The 22,983-nt window shown below is 63.6% G+C and carries 16 protein-coding genes; 12 read left to right on the top strand and 4 right to left on the bottom strand.

Going from position 1 to position 22,983, the window contains the following annotated elements; translation table 11 throughout:
* Positions 1–2 precede the first annotated feature (2 nt).
* From tssI to tssH, 4 genes are all read right to left on the bottom strand, one after another.
* Complete coding sequence (gene tssI, locus FHX14_RS28985) at positions 3–2,402, bottom strand: type VI secretion system tip protein TssI/VgrG (RefSeq protein WP_184380386.1); 2,400 nt, start codon at positions 2,400–2,402, stop codon at positions 3–5.
* A gap of 13 nt (positions 2,403–2,415) precedes the next feature.
* A complete protein-coding gene (locus FHX14_RS28980) occupies positions 2,416–3,009 on the bottom strand; it encodes a hypothetical protein (RefSeq protein WP_184380384.1) in 594 nt (197 codons plus the stop codon).
* A 78-nt stretch (positions 3,010–3,087) separates the two neighbouring features.
* Positions 3,088–3,564, bottom strand: coding sequence for a type VI secretion system tube protein Hcp (locus FHX14_RS28975; protein ID WP_003592330.1), 477 nt, complete (start codon positions 3,562–3,564; stop codon positions 3,088–3,090).
* Between the two features lie 41 nt (positions 3,565–3,605).
* A complete protein-coding gene (tssH, locus tag FHX14_RS28970) occupies positions 3,606–6,368 on the bottom strand; it encodes a type VI secretion system ATPase TssH (RefSeq protein ID WP_184380382.1) in 2,763 nt (920 codons plus the stop codon).
* Between the two features lie 230 nt (positions 6,369–6,598).
* Here tssH and tssA point away from each other — a divergent pair, with 230 nt between their 5' ends.
* The 12 genes from tssA to tssM all read left to right on the top strand — a co-directional run bounded on the left by tssA (position 6,599) and on the right by tssM (position 22,979).
* Positions 6,599–7,663, top strand: a complete 1,065-nt coding sequence (gene tssA / locus FHX14_RS28965; RefSeq protein ID WP_184380478.1) for a type VI secretion system protein TssA — start codon at positions 6,599–6,601, stop codon at positions 7,661–7,663.
* 68 nt (positions 7,664–7,731) lie between these two features.
* The gene (gene tssB, locus FHX14_RS28960; protein ID WP_184380380.1) at positions 7,732–8,256 is read left to right on the top strand and encodes a type VI secretion system contractile sheath small subunit; all 525 of its coding nucleotides are present in this window, start codon (positions 7,732–7,734) and stop codon (positions 8,254–8,256) included.
* 130 nt (positions 8,257–8,386) lie between these two features.
* Positions 8,387–9,868 carry a type VI secretion system contractile sheath large subunit gene (gene tssC, locus FHX14_RS28955; protein WP_003592325.1) on the top strand — a complete coding sequence of 494 codons (1,482 nt, stop codon included), beginning with the start codon at positions 8,387–8,389 and terminating at the stop codon, positions 9,866–9,868.
* Positions 9,869–9,923: 55 nt separating this feature from the next.
* Entirely contained in the window at positions 9,924–11,327 is a 1,404-nt protein-coding gene (gene tssC, locus FHX14_RS28950) for a type VI secretion system contractile sheath large subunit (RefSeq protein ID WP_281414181.1), read from the top strand.
* Positions 11,324–12,154 (top strand): type VI secretion system accessory protein TagJ, encoded by an 831-nt coding sequence (locus tag FHX14_RS28945; protein ID WP_184380375.1) that lies wholly within the window; start codon positions 11,324–11,326, stop codon positions 12,152–12,154. Before tssC (FHX14_RS28950) ends, FHX14_RS28945 begins: the two co-directional genes overlap by 4 nt.
* Positions 12,147–12,656 carry a type VI secretion system baseplate subunit TssE gene (gene tssE / locus FHX14_RS28940; protein WP_184380373.1) on the top strand — a complete coding sequence of 170 codons (510 nt, stop codon included), beginning with the start codon at positions 12,147–12,149 and terminating at the stop codon, positions 12,654–12,656. Before FHX14_RS28945 ends, tssE begins: the two co-directional genes overlap by 8 nt.
* Positions 12,649–14,430, top strand: a complete 1,782-nt coding sequence (gene tssF / locus FHX14_RS28935) for a type VI secretion system baseplate subunit TssF (RefSeq protein WP_184380372.1) — start codon at positions 12,649–12,651, stop codon at positions 14,428–14,430. Before tssE ends, tssF begins: the two co-directional genes overlap by 8 nt.
* A 20-nt stretch (positions 14,431–14,450) precedes the next feature.
* Positions 14,451–15,452 (top strand): type VI secretion system baseplate subunit TssG, encoded by a 1,002-nt coding sequence (gene tssG / locus FHX14_RS28930; protein ID WP_184380370.1) that lies wholly within the window; start codon positions 14,451–14,453, stop codon positions 15,450–15,452.
* A 10-nt stretch (positions 15,453–15,462) separates the two neighbouring features.
* Positions 15,463–16,650: an FHA domain-containing protein gene (locus FHX14_RS28925; RefSeq protein WP_184380368.1), complete on the top strand. Its 1,188-nt coding sequence runs from the start codon at positions 15,463–15,465 to the stop codon at positions 16,648–16,650.
* Positions 16,640–17,980: a type VI secretion system baseplate subunit TssK gene (gene tssK / locus FHX14_RS28920; RefSeq protein WP_184380366.1), complete on the top strand. Its 1,341-nt coding sequence runs from the start codon at positions 16,640–16,642 to the stop codon at positions 17,978–17,980. Before FHX14_RS28925 ends, tssK begins: the two co-directional genes overlap by 11 nt.
* Positions 17,977–19,506 carry a type VI secretion system protein TssL, long form gene (tssL, locus tag FHX14_RS28915; protein ID WP_184380364.1) on the top strand — a complete coding sequence of 510 codons (1,530 nt, stop codon included), beginning with the start codon at positions 17,977–17,979 and terminating at the stop codon, positions 19,504–19,506. The genes tssK and tssL overlap by 4 nt, the downstream gene beginning before the upstream one ends.
* Positions 19,503–22,979: a type VI secretion system membrane subunit TssM gene (tssM, locus tag FHX14_RS28910; protein WP_184380362.1), complete on the top strand. Its 3,477-nt coding sequence runs from the start codon at positions 19,503–19,505 to the stop codon at positions 22,977–22,979. The genes tssL and tssM overlap by 4 nt, the downstream gene beginning before the upstream one ends.
* The last annotated feature ends 4 nt before the right edge of the window (positions 22,980–22,983 follow it).

Genomic DNA, 22,983 nt, shown 5'->3' with positions numbered 1-22,983 from the left:
GCCTATGCCCTCACAAACGGCGTTGACGACTGCGACATCTTCTTGAGACACGACGGACCCTTGCCCGGACCGCCTTTCTTGAAGTTGATCCTATTGCCCTCGATATCGATCTTAAGGGCATAGAGTTTTATCCCCTTCTTGTTGATAACTATGTAGCCGCCAGGCGCAGAGAAACGGATTTCATCCTCGGCGTAGATTTCCCATACCTTGGCCTCGCCGTGGTATTTCTCACCGGAAACTATGTTGTAGAGCTTGCCGACATCGACTGAGATCTTCTCCCCGACGGAAATTTGCTGCTCCTTGCCAACCTGCCGCATCTCGATTTGGCCGATATTCGTGATCTTGCTCATACCAATCTGCTCAGCCTTAGCGACGCCAACGGTTGTCGACTGGAAAGATCCGACGATCGTGTTCATGATGCCGGGGAGCGGAAAGAGGCCGGAGGCCGCATCGCCAACGCCCGTGCCGGAGCCGGCGAGTGCAGTGCCGGCATCGGCTCTCGGCGATGGCCCTGACACTACGCCGTCGCGGCTGCCAAGCCCGCCGGCGCCAAGAAAACCGAGGGCAGAAGAAGCAACCGTGCCGGCAAAGGCTGCAAGCCCCGCCCCGCCGCCGCCTGCAATTTGGCCGGCCTGTGCCAATAGCCCCGCCGTATGTCCAGAGAGACCGCTGACCGCTCCCATCAGCGCCATCGCCATCGGCCCCGTGCCGCCGACGACCGTATTCATCGAGCCGCCGACCTCGTGTTTCTGGTTGCCGCCGACTTCCACCGTCCGGTTGGCGCCGATGGCCGAGACTTCGTGGCGGTCGATGCGTTTGGTGCGGTCGTTCAGCACCCGCGTCGTCTGGTCCTTCTGGGCATGGAAGAACATGTTCTCCTGGCCGGCCTCGTCCTCGAAGGTCATTTCGTTGAAGCCGGTGCCCTTATGGGTGTTCGAGCGCATGACCATGCGCGTTTTGTTGCCAGGCAGGTCGTAGGGGACCGCGTTGGCCGGGTTTGGCACGACGCCGGTGACCAGGGGCCGGTCGGGGTCGCCGTCGATGAAGGCAACCATCACCTCCATGCCGATGCGCGGAATGATCTGCCCGCCCCAGGTGGAGCCCGCCCAGTTCTGCGCCACCCGCACCCAGCAGGTGTCGGAGCCGTCCTTCTTGGCCTTGCGGTCCCAGGGGAACCACAGCTTGATGCGGCCGTATTGATCGGGATGAATCTCCTCGCCGGCGGGGCCGGCGACGATCGCCACCTGCGTGCCTTCGATGCGCGGCCGCTTCGTCTCGCGATGTGGCGTCATCGATACCCGTGAAGGGACTGCTTCGAAGGTATTGGTGTATTCGGGCTCGTTACTATTGGTCTCGTAGGATCGGTCGACGACGGTATGTTCAGCCTTGACCACCACATGCTCCTCATAGGCATGGTCGGGGTGGGCGACTTCATAGGGGGTGAAGCGGCGTCCCGCCTCCAGGATGCGGGATGTCGAGCCGCCGAAGACCCGGTCGTGGTCGGCTTCGGAGGCCTGCATCCTGAGTTTTTCCGCCCGCTCGGCTTCAGCGACGGAAGAAATGCGCGCCGGATATTCGTAGAGCTCGCGTTTGGTCGCCTCCGGCATCTGCACCAGCGACGGCGTCATCGTGCCGGGCACCATGCGCGGCGTCTCGAAATTCCAGTCCGCGCCGGCCCGCTGCCCCGGCACATAGGAATAACGACGGCTCCACTCGGTAATGTGGTTTCGGTCGGCCGAGCCCTGCGCCAGGCGGACCTGCCCCTCGCCCTGCGCCGAGGGCGACGGGCCGAGCCAGGAACGGGCGCTGTCGGCCATATGCAGCTTGTGTTTGCCGTCTTCGTGCGAGAACCAATAGAACAGCCCGTCCTCCTCGAAGCGGCGGGTGAGGAAGGCAAGGTCGGTTTCGTTCCACTGCACAGAATAATGCTGCGGCGGCGGGGGCGTGATGACGCCCGAGGTGTCGGGCGCCGGGATGCCGTGTTCGGAAAACAGCGTCTCGACGATGTCGACCGAGGTCTTGTCCATCCAGATGCGGCAGTCGGACCGGCGCGACAGCAGCCACATCTGTGGGCGCAGGACCATGGAATAGGAGCGCAAGCCACGGGTGATCGGCGGTCCCTCGTTGAGTTCGGTCACCAGGCCGTTGAACGGCCGGCGTACGCCGCCCTCGCCGTCGCCTTGCTGCACCTCGACGGAAACATCCATCAGCCGGCCGATCAGTTCCTCCGGCTTGACGGATGGTTTCTTGGCGCGTGCCGAAACCCTGATCTCGAAGAGTGAGGAAATACCCTCCTCGATCGTCACCCGCTCCGGCAGAAGCTGGTCTTCACCGAGCGGCGAGACGATCTTCAGAATACGGTTCGCCTGGATGAAATCGGCGGCGGACGACATGTCGTTCATCGATAACGACCTCTCAGCCTACGGCCGCACTGGATGCTTCCGAGAAGCGTTTCAGAAAGCCGTCGACAAGGGTGCGCCGATCGAAATAATGAAGAAGTTCCAATCGATTGTTGTTGCCGTTGAAGTAGGCGGCTGCCATCGGCCGCTCCCCGGTCTTCTGAATGAAGGTCACCGCCGGATTGCCGTAAAGCAGACGGGTCGGCGCCGGATCCTCGCCGTAGATGGGAAGGAAATTCAAGGTAACGGAAGCCTTGTAATGCTCCAGCGCCTTGGCCGTGAAGATATTCTTCTTGCCAAGATAGCGGTGCATGACCGTCGTGCGACCGTTTGGACGGGTGGTCAGCTGCGTTCCGGATTCGAAGAACTCCGAAAGCAACTCCCGTGCCCCCGGCGAGCCCTGCAGCTTGCGACCCTTGAAATAAACATCTTCGCCGATAGCGAGGGTATAAACGCTGCGCATCACCTGAAGATGGCTGGTTCCTATCCCTTTGACGCCCTTGATCTTGATGCTGGGCGCGACCATGCCGAAAACGCTTTCGTCGAACACTTCCTCGACGATGAGATGGTAGTTCGTCAGTTTCACATTATCGATGGCCAATCCGCCCATGGGAAAGACTTCCTTCAGCTCGCGACGAGGATGGAGTGAACGGGCGCCATCATGAGAGGCGCCCGTTCCAGTCTGATATTAAGCGGCCTTGGTAGTGGCGAGATCGTAAGAAGCGATCATCGGCGACTGCGGCGAGTGCTTGTCGTCGTAAGGCGTGTACTTCACTTCCATCTTGGTGAAGTTCAGCTTGATCGTCTCGACCGGGCGGTCGCCGTTGGAATCGATCGAATAGCTGGCGATCAGCGTGTTCTCGAGCGCATATTCGATATAGGTGTCGCCGGGATTGCCCGTCGTCACCAGATGAATAACGGAGCGCTTGCCGGTACGGCCCGAGCAGGCCTCCTGGAAAAGCTTGGTCGACGAGGAGTCGCTGACCTTGGTGAGGATCACTTCCGAAACGGTCGGCTCGGAAGCTTCACGGTTTGCCGCCGAACCGGCGGAGGTGTTCATGTTGCGGGCGACGTTCCAGTGGATGGCTTCGATGTCCATCCATTTGCGATGCTGTTCGTGGGTCGCATCACCCTGGATACCGTCGATCTGAAGATAAATCGGCATGCTGTCAGCTCTCCTATTGGCGGTTGAGTGCCTCGTTGCGTCTAAGGCGTCGTCGCCTTTCTTCGTCCTGCTCCCCGAGTGCGCTTGCGGCTCGGGGCTACTTCATCCGACAACCGGTTTTCCCCCGGCGTGCCGAATTCCTGTGGGGCAGCCTCTTCGGCATCGAGGCCGAAGCGTTGCCCATCGTAAGCGATGGTGATCCCGGTCATTTTCTTCCCCGCCGCGACGGCATCGAGGAAAAATGTGGAAAGCACAGGCAAGAGGTCGCGCGCGATCATCACCTCGATCGCGCGGGCGCCCATCTCGCTGGTGCGGGCGCGCGAAATCAGCGCGTCGCGGGCTTCCGGCGACAGTGAAAGCGTCGTCCCGTAGGTGGCCGCTACCCGCTCGCGGATACGGCCGATCTGCATGTCGACAATGCCGGACAGCGTCTCAGGCCCAAGCGGCATGAAGGGCAGCACCGTCGTGCGGCCGAGGAAGGCCGGTTTGAAATGCCTCTGCAATTCCGGCAGCAGCAGCGCTTCCAGCGCCTCGCCTTCCGGCATCGTGTCGGGATCGGCGGAAAGAGCGGCGATCATCTCCGAACCGGTATTGGCGGTCATGACGATGGTGGTGTTCTTGAAATCGATGTCGCGGCCTTCGCCGTCGCGCAGCGTTCCCTTGTCGAACACCTGGTAGAAGATTTCCTGGACGCCGGGATGGGCCTTGTCGATCTCGTCGAGCAGCAGCACGCCGTAGGGTCTGCGCCGCACCGCCTCGGTCAGCACGCCGCCTTCGCCGTAACCGACATAGCCGGGCGGCGAGCCGAGGAGCATGGAAATCTTATGCTCCTCCTTGAACTCGGACATGTTGATCGTCGTCAGATACCGGCTGCCGCCATAAAGCATGTCGGCGAGCGACAGCGCCGTTTCGGTCTTGCCGGTGCCGGACATGCCGACCAAGAGGAAAACGGCCGGCGGCCGGCGCGGATCGGAAAGCCCGGCGCGAGCCGCCCGCATGGCCGAAGCGATCCGCTCGATCGCCGCGTCCTGACCGAGCACTCTCTCCTTCAGCCTGGCATCGAGCGTCTTGACCGTCTCGATCTGGTCGGCGAGCAGCTTGCCCAACGGTATCCCGGTCCAGCGGGCAACGACGGCGGCAACGACTTCCTTGTCGACGACACGCGGCAGCAGCGGCGTCTGATCCACAACGGCAGCGAGGCTCCGTTCGGTCGCGGCAAGGGCTGCCCGGGCGCTTTCGGCAGTCATCGCCTGCGGCGGAAAAGGCGCCACGTTCGTGCCGTCGCCGGGATTGTCGGCCGGCGCCAGCGGGACGACGGCGTCGTCGGGCGAGAAGAACTCCTCAAGCCGGTCGGCCTCACGGACGAGCCGATTTTCCTCGTCGAATTTCGACCGGATCGCCTCGATCTCCAAGGCGATCTCCTGCTGCTTGGCAGCGATTGCACCAAGCCGGTCGAGCTTTTCCGCCGTCTCCGGTTCGCGCCCGAGCCAGTTGGCCTCGGCTTCCAGAAGATCGCGTTCGTCGGTCAGCAGCTTCAGCGCCTCCGGCACCGTCTGGCGTGCAAGCGCCACGGCCGCGGCGGCCGTGTCGATCAGGCTGATCGCCTTGTCAGGAAGCTGCCGGTCCGGGATATATCGCGCCGAAAGCCGAACGGCGGCGACGATCGCCTCGTCGCGGATGCGGACCTTGTGATGGGTCTTCAGGCCTTCCGCCACGCCGCGCAGCATGCGGATCGCCGCCTCTTCATCCGGTTCGCGGACATGCACGGTCTGGAAGCGGCGGGTCAGGGCGGCGTCCTTTTCGATGAAGCGCTTGTATTCGCTCCAGGTCGTCGCCGCGATCGTGCGCAATTCGCCCCGCGCCAAAGCCGGCTTCAGAATATTGGCGGCATCGCCCTGCCCCGCCTGTCCGCCGGCGCCGATCAGCCCGTGCGCCTCGTCTATGAACAGGATGATCGGTTGCGGCGAGGTCTTCACCGCATCGACGACGCCATGCAGCCGCCGTTCGAACTCGCCTTTGACGCCGGCACCCGCCTGCAGCAGGCTGAGATCCAGGAGCAGCAGCTTCACGTCCTTCAGCCGGGCAGGCACATTGCCGCCGGCGATCTCCAACGCCAGCGCTTCGGCCACCGCGGTCTTGCCGACGCCTGCCTCGCCGACGAGGATCGGATTGTTCTGTCGCCGGCGCATCAGGATATCGATCACCTGCCGCAATTCGCGGTCGCGGCCGATGACCGGGTCGGTTCGGCCGGCGCGGGCGTCGGCGGTCATGTCGCGGGTATAGAGCCGCAGGAATTCATTGTCCCCGGCCGGCGTGGCTGGCATGGAAAGCTGTTCCGACGGAGCGGATGCCGCTTTCTCCAGCAAACTGTCGAGCTTGGCTCTGTCGAGGTTGCGCAGCGACGGGGCGATGCCGCGGATAAGCGCGCGCAATGCCGGATCGCTCAGCAATGCGGCAAGCAGATCGGCAAGCAGCACGACATTGCGCCCGCATTGCAGCGATGCAACCAGAAAGGATTCCCGGCCAAGGGCAAGCAGATTGGGCGAGAGCGCAAGGGCGGCGCCATCCTCCCGTGGGATGTCGGCGATTGCCGCGTCGAGCTCCGTCCTCAGCGTCGCGGAGGAGATCCCGAGTTCTTCGAAAACGGCAGAAAAGCCCGCAATATCAAGCAGGCAGCGCAGCCAGTGGGCGATGTCCACGACGGCGTGCTGATGACGCACGGCGAGCGAAGCCGCTGTCTCAAGACCGACACGTAGATTGGGCTCAAGCGTTCTTATCAGACGATTGAGATCGATATGGGACATCCGCTAGTCCTGTTTTTACGTCGAAATTCAGTGCGCTCTCGTGATGCGAAGCAACAACTAGGGCGCTCATAAACCCTTGTCCAGAAGAAAAACGACTCTATTTTAAAAAATGAGCATATCGAAAGTCGTCATAAATCCGTCATCATCGAGAGATGGTTGACAAGCCAATACAGGCCGCCCAAAATGTCAAATCTCTGCCGTATGCTCTTGTTTTTGAGGTATTTAACCGCGTGAACGTCCACGAAATTACAGATCCACTTGAAAAAGATCGCCCGTGCGGAGAAAACGTGCGAGTTAATACTTCGTCACGTGAAATATACTATAGAATTAAGGACGCGAGAAACGCCGCTCGTACAGCCGAACGTAGTATTTCTCCTGGTGATGTTATTTCGCTTGCACCTGCTTGGCATGATGTTAGCAATCTTGGATTGCAAATCCTTTCTTCCAGAAGCAAGGATATCGAAGTATTGGCCTGGCTTGCGGAGGCACAGCTGCGGCTGCGCGGCTTCTCAGGATTGCGCGATGTCTATGTTGCAACCGCGTCGCTTTTAGACAAGTATTTTGACGCTTTGCATTCGATCGGCGACGGCGATTTCGAGGAACGGTTCGCCCCCTTCGCAGGCCTCAACGGTGTGGGCGGCGAGGGAACCCTCATCCAGGCTATTCGTTTGACATCGTTGATCCCGGACGGGAAGTTCGCGCAATTTTCGCTCTGGGATTTCCAGCTTTCGCAGCGGCCGAACGAAGCCGAACGGCGCAAGGAATTGCAGCAGGCGGCCGCAGAAGCCGGTGTCGCTCAGATGTCAGCCTATCTCGGAGTGCTGACCGAGTGCATCGCCGCCTTCGACCGCATGGTCGAAATACTTGACCAACACTGCGGCGACCAGGCGCCGCCGAGTTCGAATACACGCAATGCTTTGCAGGAGGCGGCGTCTGCAATCCGGATGATCGCCGGCCTCGAAGCCTCCCCGGCCACATCTGAAACGCCTGCCCCGCAAGGGCTGGAGCCGTTGCAGACAGGCGATGCCGGTGAGGCTGAGGCCATTCGCACGCGGCCAGCCGGCGCTGAGGCGATTCGTTCGCGGGAAGAAGCCTTCGAACTTCTGATCGCCGTTGCGCGCTATTTCCGCCGCACGGAGCCCCATTCACCGATCTCCATGTCGATCGAAACGCTGGTGCGTCGCGGCCGCATGGATTTTTCCGAGCTTCTTGCCGAGCTTCTGCCCGAACAGCACACGCGCAACGCGGTGCTGACGGCGGCCGGCATTCAGCCCGCAACCGACAGGGGAGGCTAGCGGCACGCGGCCGCGATCCACAGCACCCCTCAATTTCCAATCCGCCGATGAGACGAAGGAGAATCTCGATGGCAAGTGTGCATGAGAAACTGGAACGGGTTCGCAAGCCGCGAGTCCACATCAAATACGAAGTCGAAACCGAAGGCGCGATGGTGGTGAAGGAGCTGCCTTTCGTCGTCGGCGTGCTCGGCGATTTCTCCGGCAATCCCACGCAGCCGCTCAAGGCTTTCGGCGAGCGCAAGTTCGTGCAGATCGACCGCGACAATTTCGACGACGTCATGCGCCGCATGACGCCGGGCCTCACCCTCACGGTCGAGAACACCCTGGAGAAAGACGGAACGGAGCTTCCCGTTTCGCTGAAATTCGAAAGCATGGCCGATTTCGAACCCGGCGCGGTCGTCGATCAGGTGCCGGCGTTGAAGGCCCTGCTCAGCGCGCGCAACCAGCTGCGCGACCTGATGAGCAAGGCGGACCGCTCCGACGAGCTCGAGCGCCTGCTCGAAGACATCCTGCAGAACAAGGCCGACCTCTCGCAGCTGGTGGCCCAGCTTGGCGGCGGCAAGGCCGACGAGACGAAGGACGTACTGAACTGAGTGCCCGGGATCGCGGGCCGATCGCGGCCCGCGCGCTCAATTCCTGAAGAATCGTTGTCCGGCAGCGGCCTCCTTTGAAGGCAACCCCTCATGCTTCAAGGACCGCCGCTTTCGCAAAAAGGATCGATAGATGACTGCTGAAACGCAATTGCAGACAAAGGAAGAGGCAGGGTTCGCGCCTGACGAGAACCTGCTCTCGAAGGTCGTTGCGGCAACCCGCCAGACCGAGCCCGACCGTGCGCAGGATCTGCTGCGCACCCTCACCGACCAGGCCCTCAAGGGCACCGTCACCTATGATCGCAATCTGACGATCACCCTGAACAATGCCATTGCCGAGATCGACAAGGCGATCTCGAGCCAGCTTGCGGCAATCATGCAGTCGCCTGAATTCACCAAGCTCGAAGGCGCCTGGCGCGGCTTGAACTATCTCGTCAAGAACAGCGAGACCAGCGCCAATCTGAAGATCCGCGTGCTCAACGCCTCCAAGCGCGATGTCGCCAAGGATCTGGCCAAGGCCGTCGAATTCGACCAGTCCAGGCTTTTCAAGTCGGTTTATGAAGACGAGTTCGGCACACCCGGCGGCGAGCCGATGGGCGCGCTGATCGGCGATTATGAATTCGACAATTCCTTCGACGACGTCCAGCTTCTGCAGGGCGTTTCGATGATCGCAGCCGCCGCCTTCGCCCCGTTCATCTCGGCGGCCAGCCCGCGCATGTTCGGCTTCGAGGATTTCCGCGAGCTCGCAAAACCCCGCGATCTCGAAAAGATCTTCGAGACGGTGGAATATGCCAAGTGGCGCAGCCTGCGCGAGAGCGACGATTCCCGCTTCGTGACGCTCGCCATGCCGCGCGTGCTCGCCCGCATGCCCTACGGCCCGAAGACCAGCCCGATCGAGGAGTTCAACTTCGACGAGACCGGAGGCTCCAAGACCGGCGAACTGCCGCACGGCTCCTACTGCTGGATGAACGCGGCCTATGTGATGGGCACGCGCCTGACCGAAGCCTTCGCCAAGAACGGCTGGTGCACCGCCATCCGCGGCGCCGAAAACGGCGGCAAGGTCGAAGGCCTGCCGATGCATATCTTCTCCAGCGACGACGGCGATCTCGACCTGAAATGCCCGACGGAAGTCGGTATCACCGATCGCCGCGACGCCGAACTCGGCAAGCTCGGCTTCCTGCCGCTCTGCCACTACAAGAATACCGACTATGCGGTGTTCTTCGGGGCGCAGACGGCCCACAAGCCGAAGCTCTACGACCGGCCCGAGGCGACCGCCAACGCTGCCGTTTCCGCCCGCCTGCCCTATATGATGGCAACCTCGCGCTTTGCGCATTACCTCAAGGTCATGGGCCGCGATAAGATCGGTTCCTTCATGGAGGCGGAAGATTGCGAGGCCTGGCTCAACCGCTGGATCTCCAACTACGTCAACGCCAATGACGATGCCGGCGAGGAGTCGCGGGCGAAATACCCGCTGCGCGAGGCGAAAGTCACCGTCCAGGAAATTCCCGGCCGGCCGGGCGCCTACAACGCGGTGGCCTGGATGCGCCCGTGGCTGCAGATGGAGGAATTGACGACCTCGCTGCGCATGGTCGCCCGCATTCCCTCGAAGAACTGACGAAATCAGGGTCCGGCGCGGCTGAAACCGCCGCGCCAACCTCTTGCGAAAACATTTGGTCAGGTCGACGATGGGTTCCAGCACTGAATGGCGGCGCCGGGCGGATCAGCTGATTACGCTGATCGACGAGGCGTTGAACAGGCAAGTCAATGCCATCCTCCACCATCCCGATTTTCAGGCGATGGAGGCGAGATGGCGTGGCCTTGCCATGCTCGTGCGCGAGGCAAGCCGCAGCGGCGAGGTGAAGGTCAAGCTGCTCAGCATCAGCTGGCGCGAGCTCGCGCGCAGCATGGAGCGCGCCAGCGACTTCGACCAGAGCCATCTCTTCGAACTGATCTACAGCCGCGAGTTCGGCATGCCGGGCGGCGAGCCATTCGGCCTGCTGGTCGGCGATTATCACCTGTCCCCGCGCGATCCCGCCGACGGCGATCCCGTCAGCACGCTGTCGCAGATCGGCATGGTGGCGGCGGCCGCCTTCTGCCCCTTCGTCGCCGGTGCTGCGCCGCTATCGATCGGGCTTGAGGATTTTCACGAGCTGAACCGGGTCAACGACTTTTCCTGGCTTGCCACCGAGGCGGACCGTATCCGCTGGAACGGTCTTCGTGCCCGTGAGGATTCGCGTTTCCTCGGGCTTGTGGCCCCACGCATCTTGATGCGCTCGCCGCTGACCACGCATGCGCGCGATCGCAATGACGGCTTTCCCTTCCGCGAAAGCATTGCCGCCGACGGCAGCTCGCTGCTCTGGGGCAACGCCGCGTTTGCCTTTGCGACCGTCGTCATCCGCAATTTCATCACCTCAGGCTGGTTCGCCGATATCCGCGGCGTCACGCAGGATGCCGTCGACGGCGGCCTGCTGAGTGCGAGCGAATTGCCGCCTTATGATTTCGGCACTGAGAGCAACGGACTATCAGCCCAGACGCCGGTGGAAATCCATCTGACCAGCAGCCAGGAGCAGCAGCTCTGCGATCTCGGCATCATCCCTGCCGCGACCACCTATCTCTCCTCTTCGGCGATCTTCAATTCCAATCAGTCGCTGCATGCGCCGCCGCATTATTCCAACGAGCATGCACGCCAGAACGCCCGCCTCGCCGCCATGCTGCAATATGTACTCTGCGCCTCGCGCTTCGCGCATTATCTCAAGGTCATCATACGCGACGAAATCGGCCAGCTCTCCGATGCGATCTCGATCGAGCGCAGGCTGGCGGACTGGCTGACCGCCTATACGCTCGGCAACGACGACGCCGACATTGCGCTGCGCACGCGCTTTCCGCTGCGCTCCGCCGGCATTGGCGTCGCCGAGATCCCGGGCAAGCCCGGCAGCTTCTCCTGCACGGTCCGGCTGCAGCCGCATTTCCAGCTCGATGACGTTGCCACGAGCTTCCATCTTATCGCCGAGACCGCAACCACCGGCCAGATCCTAAGCCGCCCGATCGCCATACCCGAGAGGATGTCCGCATGACGCTTTCCGCCAGCATCGCCCAATCGCTCAGCGACAACGCCCTTGAGGAGGCGATCGAGGAGGCCAAGGCGCATCTGAAGGCCAAGCCCTCGGATCATGAGGCGCGACATCTCTATATTGATCTGCTCGTGCTTGCCGGCGACTATGAGCGTGCCGACAATCAATGCAGCCTTGCAGCCACCCTCTCTCCCGACGCGACGATGGGCTTTGCCCTGCTGCGCAACGAGCTTCGGGCGATGGCGGCGCGCGACGCGTGGTTTACGAGCGGCGCCGTGCCGGAATTTCCGCAGGGGCCGAGCGAACTCGACAAACTCGCCGTCCGCCTCGGCATCGCCCACCGCGACGGCGATGCGGACGATGCAAGGGCCGCGCTCGATGCGCTGGACAATCTCAGGGGTGAACGTCCGCTGATCTGGAATGGCAAGGCGGTCTCCGACTTGCGCGACCTCGACGACCGGACGCCGCACGCTCTGGAAGTCATCATGACCGGCGGCGGTTATCTGTGGATCGACTTCGCCAAGATATCGGCCCTTTCAATCGAGCCGATTGCCCGGCCGCGTGATCTCGCCTTCCGCCGCGCCGAACTGACACTGATCGACGGCGCAGCCGCGTCGGTGCTTCTGCCTGCGGTCTATCATGGCACCGGCAAGGATGCGGCGCTCAGGCTCGGCCGCGAGACCGAATGGGTCGAGGAAGCCACAGGCATCACCACCGGCCGCGGCCAGCGCTGCTATCTCGCCGGTGACGAACTGGTTTCCTTCCATGATACCCAAAGTCTGGAGATCATACCGGCAGTCTCTGCCGGCAGGCAGGCCGCGCATGGTTGATCCGCTCGAACGCTACCGGCTGCGCGACCGCGTCCTGTCCCGCTCGATCCTCGACAGGCTGATCGACGAGGCTCCGGATCGCGTCGTCGATCCGCCGGTGAGCTTCGTCGACCAGGTCCGCGAGGTCAGGGAGGCGATCCGCCGCGATCTCGAGGCGCTGCTCAACACAAGGCGCGCCCCGGCCACGCCGCCGGCCGTGCTTTCCGAATTGAAGGACGCCCTGGTGAGCTACGGCGTCGACGGCATCGTCTCGGCCAATCTGATGACCGACCAGGCCAAGCTCAAGCTTGCCGAAGCGATAGAGCGGCGGATTGCGCTGTTCGAGACGCGGCTTGCCGATGTCAGGGTGACGATCCTGAAAAGCCGGACGATGACCGAGCGGGCGCTGCGCATGCGCATCCAGGCGACCTTCCGCCTGCATGAGGGCATGCCGCCGATCAGCTTCGAATCGACCATCGATCCGTCGACCCAGCGCTTCCTCGTGGAGGCAGGCAATGGCTGAAGGCTTCCTGCACCGTTACAATGAAGAACTGCTGGCGCTGCGCCGCCGGGCCGCGCGCTTTGCCGACGCCTTCCCGAAGATTGCCGGCCGCCTACGCATGACCGGCGACGTCGCCGACGACCCGCATGTGGAACGCCTGATCCAGAGTTTCGCCTATTCGGCCGCCCGCGTGCGCCAGAAGCTGGACGACGAATTTCCTGAACTCACCGACAGCCTGCTCGAAACGCTCTATCCGCATTATCTGGCGCCGCTGCCCTCGATGAGCATCGTCAAGTTCCGCCCAAGCGATACGCTCGCCTCGGTCCAGACCGTGCCGCGCCATACCGAGATCCTGGCCGAGCCGGTGAGAGGCGAAGCCTGCCGCTTCCGCACCACGCAGGACGTCGAGATGGCGCCGGTCGAGATTGCCGAAGCCAGCCTTTCCGGCCAGCCGGTCAACGCGCCGCTTTCGCCCTATGCCGGCGTTGCCGGCTGCTTCAGGCTTTCCATCCGCTCTCTCGATGCCCGAAAGCCTCTCGGCAGTCTCGGCATCAGCCGGCTGCGCCTGCACATTCCCTCCCCCTGGCAACAGGCGGTGGCGATCTACGAACTGCTTGCCAATCACACGCTCGGCATCGCGCTTGCCAAACATGCCGATGACCGCGCGCCTATCTTCCTGCCGGCTCGGAATCTCAAACCGGTCGGCTTCGAGGCGGAAGAAGCCATGCTGCCCTATCCGGCGCCGAGCTTCACCGGCTACCGGCTGCTCACCGAATTTTTCGCGCTGCCCCCGAAGTTTCTCTTTCTCGACATTGAAGGCCTCGATGCCTGGACGGGCGAGACGCTAGAGCTCTTCATCTATCTCAGGGAAAGCGACGCGAAGCTCGAACGAGCAGTGTCGGTCCGCGACTTCGCGCTCAATGCAACGCCGGTCGTCAACCTCTTCCGCCAGATCTGCGAGCCGATCGCCATCGACGGCACCCGCACGGAATATCGCCTCCTGCCCGATGCGCGGCGCCAGAAGACCCGCGAGATCTATTCGATCGACCGCGTCCTGTTGACCAGGTCACGCGGCCAGGAGGAATTCTGCCAGCCCTTCTTCGGACGGTCGCAGCGGGCAGACACGAGCGCGACCTACTGGCAGGCCTATCGCCGTTTCGACGAAGACGACCGGACGAGCGACATGGACATCGCCTTCGTCGACAGGCAGCGCCGCTCGGCGGGCCCCGTCGATGCGGTCGCCAGTGTCGATACGCTCTGCCTCAACCGTGACCTGCCGGAACAGCTTCCCTTCGGCGGCGGTCATCCCTTCCTGCAGCTCGCCTCCGGCCATGAAGCGGTGGCCGGCGTCGAGGCGCTGATCCCGCCGACCCCGTCCGTCAGAATGAACGATCAGGAAGGCCGGAACTGGCGGCTGATCTCGCATCTCGTGCTCAACCATCTGTCGCTCTTCGACAATGAGGGTGCGGCGCTGAAGGATATATTGTCGCTCTACGCCTTCCGCGACAGCCCCGAGACCAAGCAATTCGTCGACGCGCTGGTCAGGATCAAGGCCGCCAATTCGACCGCCCGTCTCGGCAGCGGCGGCATGGTGCCCGGCACCGAAATCACGCTCGAATTCGATCCCGCTGCCATCGACCGGCCCTCGGCCTTCCTGTTCGGCAGCCTGCTCGATCGGTTCTTCAGCCTCTACACCTCGGTCAACAGCTTCACCCGGCTCACCGTCGGCATGAAGGGTCAGTCGAGCCCGATCGCCCAATGGCCGGCGCGCGCCGCCGAACGCCCGCTTCTCTGAGGAAGGACCGCTAGCCCATCATGGATCTTTCGACCGCCCGCAAGCCAGACGCCCTTGCCGATCTGCTCGAACGCGACCCCGGCCGCTTCGAGCCGGTGACGGCTTTCCGCGTCGCGCAGGCATCGGTCGGCGAAGGAGGGCTCGATGTCGCCGCCCATGTCGGCGTCTCGCCTGCACCGCTTGCCGTCAGCGGCTACAGCCGCAAGGCCGGCCGCGCCCGCTTGCGCAGCGCGCTTGCGGGTCTCGTCGGCGCGCTCGGCTCGATGCCGTCGGCCTATAACGAACTCGTCATGCGCGAGGAGCGCAACCGGTCGCGGGCGCTTGCGGGTTTCTTCGACCTGTTCGGCGCACGGATGGCAGAACTCTTCACGGACGCCTGCGAGAAATACCGCATCGCCCGGCGGCTGCGCTGGGGCGGCATCTGGGCAAACAATACCTTCGTCACCACGCTGCTTTCGCTCACCGGCTTCGGCACCAAGCGGCTCGTCGAAACGAGCGGCGTCGACGAGGAGCTGATCCTGCGTTTTTCCGGGTTCTTCGCCGCACGCAACCGCAATGCCGTCAATCTCCGCGCCATGCTGACCGAATTCAGCGGCCTGCCGGTGGAAATCGAATTGTTTCGCGGCCGCTGGCTGACGATACCGGCGGAGGAGCGCAGCCGCATGGGCCAGCCGCAGGGCGTCCAGCTTGGAGTCAACGCGACGGCAGGTGCCGCGATCCACGATTTCAGCGGCGGCTTTCGCATCGTCATCGGCCCGCTTGGCTATGCCGATTACCTCTCGCTCGCGCCGGGCGGACGCGCCATCACCGAGCTTTTCGCCCTGACGCGGCTCTATGTCGGTTCGGCGCTCGAATTCGACATCCAGGCGATCCTGAAGAAAGAGGACGTTCCCTTCTGCCAGCTCGGACAGGCAGGCGATCCACCGCGGCTGGGCTGGAACAGCTGGGCGAGGGTCGCGCCAGCGGCGAAAGACAGCGGCGATGCGGTGATCGTCGAACGCCTGTCGGCCGAGATGCGGTGAGGAGACGAGGATGAGGCTCGAACTGAGAGAGATCACCAGCGACGTGGCGATGCCGGCCGGCCGGTCGAAATGGTTTTTCGAACGCGGCCGCCGCACGCTCGGCCGGGCGCCCGATTGCGACTGGCAGCTGCCGGAGGACCAGCGCTCGATCTCCAAGCTCCATTGCATCATCGAGCGCGATCGCGAAGGGTTCCTGCTGCGCGACCAGAGCGCAAACGGCTCCCGGGTCAACGGCGTGACCGTCCATGAGGGCCAGATCGCCAGGCTTTCCGACAGATCGCGGCTGGAGATGGGCGGACTTTCCTTTTCCGTTCATATATCGGGAGAGAGCGACCGTGAAATCGAGGATCCCGATGCCGGCCTGGTGCTGAGCGACGAACCGCTGACCATTTCCGCGATCCTTGCCGATATCGCCCCGGGCGGCCGCACCGCCAGCGGCATTCTCGGCGAGCGCACGAGCGATGACTGGGCCTTTCCTGAAACAAGCGGAAAGAAAGGTGCGGCCTCCTCCCGCAATGTCGAGATCGGCTGGAGCGGCCCTCCGGAAACCCGCTCGGTCACCCAGCGTCTGCCGGAGGACTGGAATTCGGAGGAGACCGATTACGGCAGCCATCTGGAACATGGCTCCGCCACCCATGTCGCCGTGCCGATCGCGCAGCGCCGGGCCGCGCCGGTGATCGAGATCGTCAACGACAATGATCCGCAGGTTGAATCCGAGGATTTTCCGGCGCTGACAATCGGCCGGCCAGAAGCCTTCGCCGAACGCCTGGAGCCGCTGCTCAAGCGGCTCGAAGAGGCTGTCGAGAACAGCTATGCCGTTTTCGAGATGAAGGCGCCCTCCGCTGGCAGGCAGCCGGATTTCCCGGCCGGCGGGGAGGAAGCACTCCTTGCCCGCATCGAAATTCTGCTCGGGCAACAGGTGAAACTCAGCGCCGCGCTCGAAGCTGTCCTTCAGGCGGCTGGCCGACTGGAGCCTCGCAGCGTCGAGGCGCAGGTGGAGACGAGCGCCTGGCGCCTGCCCGGACGTAGGGAGCAGAGCTATTGGCGGGCCTACCGTGCGCAATTCGAAAAGGACGGCAAGAGCCGGTCGATCCACGATGTTTTCCGCGACGCGATGACGGATGCAGTGGACGGCAGAGACGCAGGACCTGGTTCACAAGACAGGCAGGAAGGAAGAGACGCGCATCATGAGGAATGAGAACCGGGTGGCCTGGAGCGAAGGCATGTTCCTTCGCGTGCAGCATTTTCAGCAGGCGGACCGCTGGACCGAGCGGCTGGTGCGCACCGCCACGCACGGCCTGTCGCCCTATCCCTGGGGCATATCGGAGATCGGCATCGACCGCGGCGCGCTGGCGATCGGCCAGTTTGCGCTGTCCAACCTGCGCGGCGTCCTGCCCGACGGCACGCCGTTCGAAGCCCCTGTCGATGCCGACCTGCCGCCGCCGCTCGATCTCGACGAGAACACCAAAAACGCGATCGTCTATCTCGCACTTCCCGCCCGCCAGCCGGGCAAGGCCGATGTGGCGCTCAACGGCGGGGCTCAGCGCAACAGCGTCCGGCTCGTCGCCTCGCCCTATGAGGCGCCCGACGCCAATGTCGAAACCGATTTCATGGCGCCGATCGATGTCGGCCGCCTCAGCCTGCGTTATCTCCGGACCGGCGACGAACTTGCCGGTTATGAGCTGATCGGACTTGCCCGCATCATCGAGGTACGCTCCGACCGGGCGGTGATCCTCGATCCCGATTATATCCTGCCGAGCCTCAACTGCACGGCCGCGGGACGGCTGAACGAGCTGATCACCGAACTTCTCGGCATCGTGCGCCATCGCGCGGAGGCAATCGCCGAACGGATCGGCGATCCCACCATTCGCGGAACGGCCGAGGTCGGCGATTACCTGCTGTTGCAGATCCTCAACCGCGCCGATCCGATGCTGAAACATATTTCGGCCAATGCTACCCGGGTTCATCCCATCGTCTTTTACGAGAACTGCATCCAGCTTGCCGGCGAGCTCGCCACCTTCACGACCGAGCGCAAACGCGCCAGCGACTTCCCGCCTTATCGTCACGACGATCTGAAGGCGACATTTGCGGCGGTCTTCGACGATCTCCGCGCCTCGCTATCCTCCGTGCTCGAACAGGCGGCTGTGGCGATCGAGCTTGCCGAACGCCGGCATGGTGTCAGGATCGGCACGATCAACGACCGCACACTGCTCAGGGATGCCGGCTTCGTGCTGGCGGTCCGCGCCGAGATGCCGGCCGAGGACGTGCGCCGCAAGCTGCCGGCACAGATCAAGGTCGGCCCGGTCGAGCGCATTGCCGACCTCGTCAACGTGGCGCTGCCGGGCATTCCCGTACGGCCGCTGCCGGTGCTGCCGCGCCAGCTCCCCTATCGCTCCGGCACCATCTACTTCGAACTCGACACCAAGAACCCGCTCTGGAAACAACTCGATACCTCCGGCGCCATCGCCGTGCATCTCGCCGGCGATTTCCCCGGACTCGAAATAGAACTGTGGGCCCTTAGAGAATGAAGACCGACCCCGCCTCATGGCAGAATCTCCCGACCGTCGTCGAACTCACCGAGGACGGCGCAAAGAAAAAGCAATCCGCCCGCAAGATGGCGGAGATGCTGGATGACGTCCTCGATTTTCCCGACGGCGAGAAAGGAAAAGGACCGGCGGGAGCGCCTGCGACGGGCGGCGCATCGGTCGAGACACTCGTCAAGGATTTCCGTTTCGGCGCCGAAGATGTGCCGACCCTGGTGCGCTCGGCAGCACCGCTGCTCAATCTCGCCCACGGCCTGCGCTACACCGAAGAGCAGCCTGACATCGATGAACTCAGAGCGGTGGCGATCGCAGCCGTCGGCCGCTACGAGCGGGATCTCGCAAGCGCGCGCATCAGTCCGGAACGGGCACGCGCCGCCCACTATATCGTCTGCGCGACGGTCGACGATGTCGTGCTCAGCAAAGCCTGGGGTGTGCGCGCCGGCTGGGCCCGCTCCGGCCTCGTCTCCACCTTCCATATGGACGTGACCGGCGGCGAGCGGGTGTTCGACCTGCTCGACCATTTCCACCAGAGCCCCGGCGCCAACAAAGACCTGCTGCTGCTCATCTATCTCTGCCTGTCGCTCGCCTTCGAGGGCCGCACCCGCGTGTCCGCGCGCGGCGGGCTGGAACTCGCCCGTATCCGTGACAGCCTCTATAAGACGCTGCTCGGCCAATACGGCGTCTTCGAGCGCGAGCTTTCGCCCCATTGGAAAGGGGTTTCTGCCCGGCACCAGCCGTTGCGCACCGCCGCCGCGCTCTGGACGCTGCTTTCCGTTTTGACGCTGATCCTGGCGCTCGGCTACCTGTTCTTCACGCTCTCGCTCAACCGCGCCTCCGACGGTACTTTCGAGCGCCTCGCCAACCTGCCGCCGCGCGAGACGCCAAGCGTGCTGGTGAAGCTTCCCCAACCCGTCCGCCAGCCTCCGCCTGTCGTCGTCGCGGAGACGCCGCCGCCTACTCCCGCTCCGCAGGTCAAGCCGCCGAACCGGCTCGACAATCTGCTCGCCTTCCTACAGCCGGAGGTCGAGAAGAAGCTGGTCACGCTCTCGAATTCGAACGGCCGGCTGCTGGTCCGCATCAGCAATTCAGGGCTGTTTGCCACCGGCAGCGCCGAGGTAAGCCCGAAATTCCACGATCTCCTCCAGCGGATCGGCGGCGCGCTCGCCGCGGAGAAATTCCGCGCCGTCGTCGTGGGCTACACCGACAATGTGCCGATCCGCACGATCCAGTTCCCCTCCAACTGGCACCTTTCCGAAGCCCGCGCCAAGGCGGTCGGCGAAATCCTGGCGTCATTCACCGGGCCGGGCGCGATCCTGACCGAAGGACGCGCCGACAGCGATCCGATCGCCGGCAACGACACTCAGGAGGGCAGGGAAATGAACCGCCGCACCGAGATCCTGGTTCTGACCGATCCGAGTGAACGGTTAAGCGATGCGGGTTTCAAGACACCGCCGATCGAGGCCGAAAGGCCCGATGAACCGTCGCCCGCTGCAGGAGGCGCATCGCGATGAACCCCTTAGGCTATTTCTATACGCTGCGCTCCTATGTCGAGGCCTATGCCGGCCTCCTCGGCCGCCGCTTCATCTCGATCATCTGGGTGGCGGCGATCTGCGTCGTCATCTGGTTCTACGGCTATCTTGCCGCCCATGGCGAGTTCAAGCCGCTGGCGAGCGCCTCGGCGCGGCTGACGCTGATCGGCATCATCATCGCCGCCTGGCTCGCTTACCTCCTCTTCACCGTGATCCGCGACCGCCGCCGCGACAAGCAGCTCGTCGAGGGGATCGAGCGCGACGCCGAGGCCGAAGCGGCGGCCAGCCAGCAGGCTGAGGTCGGCGAGATCCATAGCCGGCTCAAGGAAGCGCTGCAGCTGTTGCGCCGTATCACCAAGAGGCGCTTCGGCTATATTTACGAGCTGCCCTGGTACGTCATCTTCGGGGCGCCGGGCTCCGGCAAGACGACGGCGCTCACCAATTCCGGCCTGAAATTTCCACTCGGCGATGCGCTCGGCAGCAATTCGGTGCAGGGCATCGGCGGCACGCGCAACTGCAATTGGTGGTTCACCGACGAGGCGATCCTCATCGATACCGCCGGCCGCTACACCACGCAGGACGATCTGAACGGCACCGCCAAGGCCGGTTGGGAAGGCTTTCTCGGCCTGTTGCGCAAATACCGCCGTTCGCAGCCGATCAACGGCGCGCTGGTGACGCTGTCGATCGGCGATCTGCTGACGCGCGATCCCGAAGCCCAGCGCGAGGAAATCAGGGCAATCCGCCAGCGGTTGTCGGAGCTTGACGAGCTCCTGCATGCGCGCGTGCCGGTCTATCTGCTGTTGACCAAGGCCGATCTTCTGACCGGCTTCGTCGAGTTCTTCGACGGTTTCAATAAGAGCGACCGCGAGCAGGTCTGGGGCACGACCTTCGGGCTCGACGAGAGCTATAAGGCGGCCAATCTGCCGGAACGCTTCATGGAGGAGTTCACCCTGCTGCAGCAGCGTGTCGACGCCATGCTGATCGAGCGCCTGCAGCAGGAGCCCAATCCGGAGCTGCGCGGCCGCATCTTCCGCTTCCCGGCCGAGCTCGTCTCCTTGAAGGAGCGCCTGCAGGAGGTCGTAACCGAGCTATGCTCGGGTTCTAAACTGGTGGAAGCGCCGCTCTTGCGCGGCATCTATTTCGCCTCCGGCACCCAGAGGGACGAGACGGTCGCCGTCCCCCGGATGCGGCGCAGCTATTTCCTCTCGCGCCTCTTCAAGGAAGTGATCTTCGGCGAGGCCTCGCTCGTTGCCCGCGACAAGCGGCTCTCCGGTCGGCAGCTGCTCTTCCGCCGGGCGGCCTATGTATCGGCGGTCCTGCTGCTTGCCGTGGTGCTGACCAGCTGGACGGCCACCTACATCCAGAACACCACGGCGCTCGCCGGCGCGGAAAGACGCATCGATGCCTATGAGCAGTTGGTGCGCGGCGTGCCGGTGCGCGACGTTTCGGATGCGGATTTCCTGCGCATCCTGCCGGCGCTCGACAATCTCGCCGCCGTCACCACCGATTTTTCCAAGGCCCGCGTCTGGCCGGTGAGCCTCGGCCTCGACCAGGAAGGCAAGGTCACCAGCCGCCAGCGCGAGGCCTATCAGCGGGCGCTGAACACGCTGCTCCTGCCGCGCATGCTGGTGCAGCTCCAGAAGGAGATGACCGAGACCACCGACATCAACAGGACCTTCGACGCGCTGAAACTCTACGGCATGCTCGGCGGTCTCGGCCCTGTGAATGCGGACTTTGCCTCGCTTGAGGCAGAGGACATGTTCACCAGGCTCTACCCCGACGAAGGCCGGGCCGCGGCCCGCAACGCGCTGATTAGCCATGCCGAAGCGATGGCGCGTGGCGCGCTGCCGCCGATCGAGCTCGACAAGGCGCTGATCGCCAAGGCCCGCTCGACCATCCGTTCGCAGAACATCGCCAGCCGCGCCTATGACATCCTGGCGGAATACCGCCAGTCCCGGGCTCTTCCCGGCTGGAGCCCGGCCGGTGCGCTCGGACCACTCGGCGAACAGGCATTCGAGCGCACCTCCAAAGCGCCGCTCGGCGAAAGTATTCCCGGCCTTTTTTCCGCGACTGGCTACCGCACTGTCGTTCTGCCCGAGATCAGCGACGCCGCGCGCGAAGCGCTCGACGAGCAATGGGTCCGCGGCGATCCCAATCCCGCGGGCGTCACGGTCGACACAATCGCCCAGGCGACACTTCAGCTCTACTTCGACAATTTCGAGCAGCGCTGGTCGACGCTTCTCTCCGATATCCGGGTGAAACCCTCGCAGACAATCGGCGATGCGGCTGAGACCACCCGCATTCTGGCGGGCAAGCCGGGACCGGTCGAGACGATCGCGAAATCGATCGCCGCCGCCACCGATCTGCGCGGCCCCGGCGCCGAAATCGCTTCGGCCGCCGGCGACAGCCTACCGGATTCCACGACGGCGCTTGCCAGTGCGGCGAATGCGCCCGATCCCTTCGGCCGTCTTCGTGACGCGCTGAAGGCGCCGGCCGGCCAGTCTCCGCTTCCCGATCAAGCGAAGGATGCGCCGCGGTCGGAGATCGGCCAGCTCGAGCCGATCCTGCAGAGGGTTCAGGAGCAGCTTTCGCGGGCGACGACCTCGACCGCCGAAGTCGCCAAGGTCTTCGACGTCGACAGCCAGCTGACCGACGCCAATCAGGACCTGCTTCAGCAGGCCCGCAAGCTGCCCGCGCCTGTGGACAGCTGGATGGCGGGACTGGCTGCCGATGTCGGTTCGCTGGCGGTCAAATCCGCGCGTTCCCGCATCAGCGGCGCCTGGGCCGCGGAAGGCGCCGGCTTCTGCTCGAATGTCGTCGCCGGCCGTTATCCCTTCGATCGGAAATCCCCTCGCGACGTGGCGATGAGCGACTTCGTGAGGCTGTTCGGCCCCGAGGGCCTGTTCAAAACCTTCTTCAAGGAGAAACTCGAAGCCTTCGTCGACACCAGCGCCTCGCCATGGGGCTGGAAAGGCACGTTCGGCGCGGCGAGCATTCCGAGTGCCGCGATCGCCCAGTTCGAGAATGCCGACAAGATCAACCGCGCCTTCTTCCCGGCCGGCAGCAAGGAGCCATCGATCACGATCAACGTCAAGCCGGTGTCGTTGACCGATGCCGCCAGCGCCGTGATGTTGGAGATCGAGGGGGAACGGGTGGTTTATTTCCATGGCCCGATCCAGTCGAAATCGATCACCTGGCCGTCGGCGGAAGCCAGCAACGCCTCGCGCATCGCCTTCCAGCCGGGCGGCTGGCAGCAGGCCTTGACGGAGAATGGCGACTGGTCGCCCTTCCGCCTTTTCGACGATGCCAATGTCACCGTGCAGGGCGACGATCTTTTCCGGGCAAAATTCCAGCAGGAAGGCCAGGCGGCGGAGTTCGACGTGCAGTTCGGTTCGGTGCTCAATCCATTCCGGCTGGAGGCGCTCGGCGCCTTCTCATGCCCGGTGCAATTCTGATCGG

The organism is Rhizobium sp. BK619, from assembly GCF_014195245.1.
Lineage (GTDB): Bacteria > Pseudomonadota > Alphaproteobacteria > Rhizobiales > Rhizobiaceae > Rhizobium > Rhizobium acidisoli.
This window is presented reverse-complemented; position numbering and strand designations above follow the sequence as displayed.